Annotated in this window: 1 protein-coding gene; it reads right to left on the reverse strand. The window is 35.6% G+C overall.

What is annotated here, in order from left to right:
- On the reverse strand, positions 1 to 5,473 hold a 5,473-nt coding region (locus tag ABY905_RS13515), incomplete at both ends, for a lamin tail domain-containing protein (RefSeq protein ID WP_372644753.1).

The following is a 5,473-nucleotide window of genomic DNA, read 5'->3' on the forward strand; positions in this document are numbered from 1 at the left end:
TCATGAGCTTGAATCTCAAAACCTGAAAGTGTTTTCTCTGAACCACCAACCTTCAGTTTATAATCCTTAACATTGATAGGATAATCACTGGCATTATAAATCTCAATAAATTCATATTCTGGCAAACCTACAATAGGGGTTTCATCAGCAAATATCTCATTGATAACAATATCATACTCATGAATATCGTGCCACAGAAAATCGACACTAATTTCCTGAGAATTCTCGCACTCATCGGTTAGATTATTCATCCTCAATTTCTGAATCTCACCATCTTGGAATGCGTTTTCAAAATGAAGTCTTAAAACATTAGATGATTCCTTAATAATTGATGAAACTAAGTTGCCTTCAATCGTATAATTTGAAAGAAAAAGTGCCGCATCTTCATTTGTGCTTTCCGAAAACTCCACTTGTAATTCCTGATTTGACAGTAAAACATGAGATTTTAAAACGGGGGCTATATTATCCTCGTAAATTCCTTTTATCGAATTTTCACTCCCCGGTGTCCCACATTTTATATTTTCTGAAACCGCCCAATTGCTAGCCGTTGAGCAAAAATTAGTAATATCAATTCGCTCTAAACTCCAACCTCCATTTTTCTTTTCATTATCACCATACCAATCTGATGAATAGGTGACTTGATCAAGCAATACGCCTGATGAAGATTCTACAGAAATACTCGTACCTGAATTAGTCAAACTTGTAAAACTACTGACCCCCAGAGAATTCCCAAACTCACGATACAATTCAGAGGCCGCATTGGAACAGAGAATTAAATAATCATGAGCTTGAATCTCAAAACCTGAAAGTGTTTTCTCTGAACCACCAACCTTCAGTTTATAATCCTTAACATTGATAGGATAATCACTGGCATTATAAATCTCAATAAATTCATATTCTGGCAAGCCCACGATAGGAGTTTCATCAGCTAATATTTCGTTGATTACGAGATCATGTATTTTTGCCTCTTCAAAAAAATCAAATGCTAATTCCTCAGGCATAGAAACAGCTCCCTGAAGATCTTCAATCTCGCTTATTTGCAACTTATACTGACCTGTTATGAACTTATTCTCTGCCACTAAAACGAGTTGATTCTTCTTTCCGGTTGCTTTAACCTCCTTAAACAAGACAAGTTCTGCATCGCGTTTTAATACAAAATTTTCAAATTTAGAAGACTCTATAAAATTTACATCCTCTGAGAAATCAAGGACTATTGAATCAGAAAAAACAGCATATGTTTTCAAAAATGGTGCTGTATTATAACTTTCTACTTTGATGTCATCGAACCAAAATTCTCCAGCACGTGATGCCGTTTCGAAATTAAACTCCAATCCAGAATACCAAGTTTCAACATCACCTTCAACTTCTGAAAATGCAATTCCAGCTTCTAACCAATTATTCTTTTCGCCCAAACGATTATAATAAAACTTCCACTCTCCTTTTGCTGTATATTCAACTTTCACAGCAACAGTTTCATCTTCATTCCAATCAAAATCGGACTTTATCAAAAGCTCTAAATCCTCATCATTCGTTTTCCATAAACTTAATTTGTCATCCGATCCTGACATATTCACCCCCACTGAGTATAAGTTATCAGCTAAATCTGGATTATTAAAATCCATCAATAAATGAAAAACAAACTTATTCGACGATGTAGGATCCCAATCTGAGTTTTTAAGAATAAATTCCCAATAGATCGATTCAGAACCTATATGAATATTATCCAAAGGTTGTGCTATAAAGCTCTTCCCAATCGCATTAGTCAGGTTATGTTTTAAACTATAAGAGCCATTAATTAACAAATAAGAAGATGATGTCCAATCCGAAGTATTTTCCCATGCACTTAAACTCTGAGATTCAAAATCATCAAATAAAACCAGAGACTCTTCTTGCACAAATATTGACTGATTAGCAGCCATTAAATCGCCACTCACAGATAATTCGAACGTCTGATTGCCTGAATAAGTTAAATCTGTAATCTCTAAAATTCCATTTGCCAGATACCCAATAGATCCCTCTTGGGATAAAGATCCCTCACCTGATGTCAAACTTAGGTTGAGCAAAGAAGTTTTGTCAATGTCGATATTCTGATACTCATCAACGGCTGCAATTATTAGAGCAAATGTATCATCTGAAGCAATCCCTGTGGGGCAAGAAACAAAACTCAACCGATCTGAATTGATTTCAATATAATGTAAGGCCGATTGAATATTCTCTGAGAATTCAGCCATTAGAGAAGAAGCTGTTGTAGACGTTTTCCAATCATGATCTTTTCTAATCTCAACTTGAAATTTGGCATGATCGGGTAATAAGCTCTTTTTAAAATAAATTCCCAATTCAAGATCAGTCTCAGTTCCATTTGCAACTTCAATATCCAATGAGCTAAATGAAATAGACTCTGTTTCTATTTTTCTTGTTTTAGCTAATACCTCTCCATTTCTCATTATGACAGCACCAGCAAGATGGTTCTTCCAATCCAAGCCTAAACCAACTAGTTTATTATAAAATTTCATAGAATTTATAATTGTAGGAGCCTGATCGAAAGTAGCTGTATCTTTGATGGAAAACTTGAGAACAACTTCTGAATTATCTGGTGTTATGACAAGAGGATTCAATTCCTTCGAAACAATTGGAACTTCTGAACTAACGACGGTTGAATTCGCATCCAAGCTAGATATATTATCACTCATTACAGGATTCATTTCATCGACTTCTACCATCAGAGTGAAGTTCTCGGCTTTATCGTGAGTCAAATCCGTCCATGAATATTTTCCTCCGATCATATTTACGCTCAATCCCGTGTTTGAGGTCAAGTATCCTGTGCCGGCAGCTAAAGAAACCCGAGCTTCATTAAGAGAATTCAAATCTCGATTTCCAAACTTATCTGTCGTTTTAAGTTCCATTCCAAAATTGGAATTTGGGCTAAGGACTTTAGGAGGTTTATTGATAAAACTAAGCTCAGTTCCGACCACATCAACTACAAAGCCATTTCCAACTAAGCTTTCTGTAAATTCATTAATTAAACCACTACCACTCACCTCCCACATTGAATGTATCTTTTCAATTGCTGCTTGAAAAACAGTCTCGTCTGTTGAATTTTCGGTCAAATAAAGAAATAGTGATAACTCTATCGTATTTCCATCGGGAATTATTGACAAAACTTCAGACTCTGCAAAAGTAATAATGAGATCATTCTCGCTGCTCATATATTCAGCGTCAACAATTTCATCATTAATTTTCAAACAAAAACCGCCAATATCATCTTGCCAATTAAGTGTATTCATATTACCAGATATCAACCGGATTGTTTTCAACACACTAGAAACCTGATCATCACCTGTATCAGAAACTTGAAATCGAAAAACCTCTTGAAAATCGGCTTCAGAAACGGACAGTGATGAAATATTAATGTCTTCTAGTATCCAATTAACCACCTTGGCATATGTCGATTTTGATGCCAGAATATTTATCATCTCTGATTCTCCACTATGCAAGCCTTCTCCAGTCACTAAGAGCCTAATTGACTCAGAATAATTATATAACAAATCAGCAAAACTTATAGCTCCCGAGATTAAATTTTTATCCAATGTTCCAGCCAGGCTTCCCTTACCTTGAATAACCGATATGTTCACATTCTGAGTCGCATCCAAATCCAGATTCTCATTAAGATCAGTCAACTCAATATCTGCCCGAAAATTTGACGAAAAATCAACATCTTCTGAAGGGACTGATTTAAAATGCAAATGTGTTCCAACAACCTCTATAGTTAATTCAGGACCAAACAAATCTCCTATGAAATTTGGAACCAGACCACTCCCACTTGTTGACCATCCTTCATGTGTATTCGCCATCTTCATTTGCAGGACTTGTCCATCTTCTACCTTATTTTTAAGATAAGCGTAAACAGATAATTCTCGACTAGTCCCTTCAGAAATCACCCTCAACAATTCCGTATCAGATATGCTAATATTCAAACTTGAATTATCAAAATTGCAGGCTGCGTCAAGACTAACATCTCCAATTTTTATGACAAAACCAGCTATGGTTTCTTCCCAATTCACAGTATTATTGTCTCCTGACAATAAGCGTAGAGAATTTAAGATTGTCGATTCTAAATCATCCCCTTTATCATTCACTGAAAAACGAAAAACCTCAATCGCATCTTCCAGAGAATTTATTAAAGAGGATATTTTCGATACAGATGGTGTCCATACAGGAATAGTTAGATCTGTGGACTGAGAACTGATTATTGAAATCGGATAAGAGATAGCAATATTCAACCCTATTGCTGAAGCGTTTAATCTAATATCACCAGCTTCATTATAAGAAATATCTGCAAACTCAACTTGCCCTAACGTCAAACTATTTGAGAGAATTCCTCCCAAAACACCTCCACCAAAGTCAAGATTTAGATCTACATTCTGAGCAGCATCCAAATCAATATTCCCATTAACATCAGTCGCATTTAAAGAAACCGAAAAATTCGAATTCTTTATAATATTGCTTGTTGGTATAGTCGTGAAATTCACATTAGTTGCTACAACTGAAATTTGATGTTCGGAAGAAGTCACAGCAATACTACTAGCAGCATCAAATCTCGATCCTGATTCATAAGTTGTGATGCCAGATGCTCCTGCTGCTAATTCTAACTTCACTTTCTTTCCATCAATAATTCCAGCAGACTTTAAATAAGCTCTTAGTTCATATTCTTGGGAAGAATCGTCGGGAAGAGTAAAATCCCCCTCAGCGAAATTCATTATAAGTTCATCAGAATTTATGCTTACTGAACTAGTCGGAATAAAATCTGTTCCATTATGCAAGGCAAATCCTACGAACTGACTTGAGAGATCTGCTATATTTTCTGTTGCCACATTAGTAAACTTAATAGAAGCAATTTTGGTATTCAGATCGTCAGGACCATTGGGTTCTGTCAATTTAAACCTCAATAATGTCTGAGCAGAGTTTATATCATTCGCAATCGAACTTATATTTTGAGGAGAAACCTGACTTGTCGGTTCTAAAACCTGAGTTAATGCATCGTTTGAAATTACTATTGGAGTTCCAATAACAGCAATATCATCTATATAGATTTTATTTGTAGAAGCAACTGTTAACTTCATCCTCACAACTACCTGTAAACTAACCCCATCAATAATATTAGTGTTTACTGTAAACGCGTTGGGATTTGGTGAAACTTGATTACCAAGCAACTCTCCAATTAAAATTTCAGAACCTCCATCCAGTTTATAATAGAGCTTAATGTACTTACTTGTAATAGTTCCCGATGAGCCTAATTCTGCGATTAATCCAGATATACTAATATTCGTATAAGCAGAAATATCAATACTAGGACTATACCATATTGCCTCCCCATCGCAGTCTACAGCTTCAAGCCTAGTATTACCAGTATCAACAACTTTCACATAGTCTCCAGCTTCAATCGTACAAGCATCAGTATTCAATGTCCATTCAA

It is taken from the genome of Ancylomarina sp. (genome assembly GCF_041555295.1).
GTDB lineage: Bacteria > Bacteroidota > Bacteroidia > Bacteroidales > Marinifilaceae > Ancylomarina.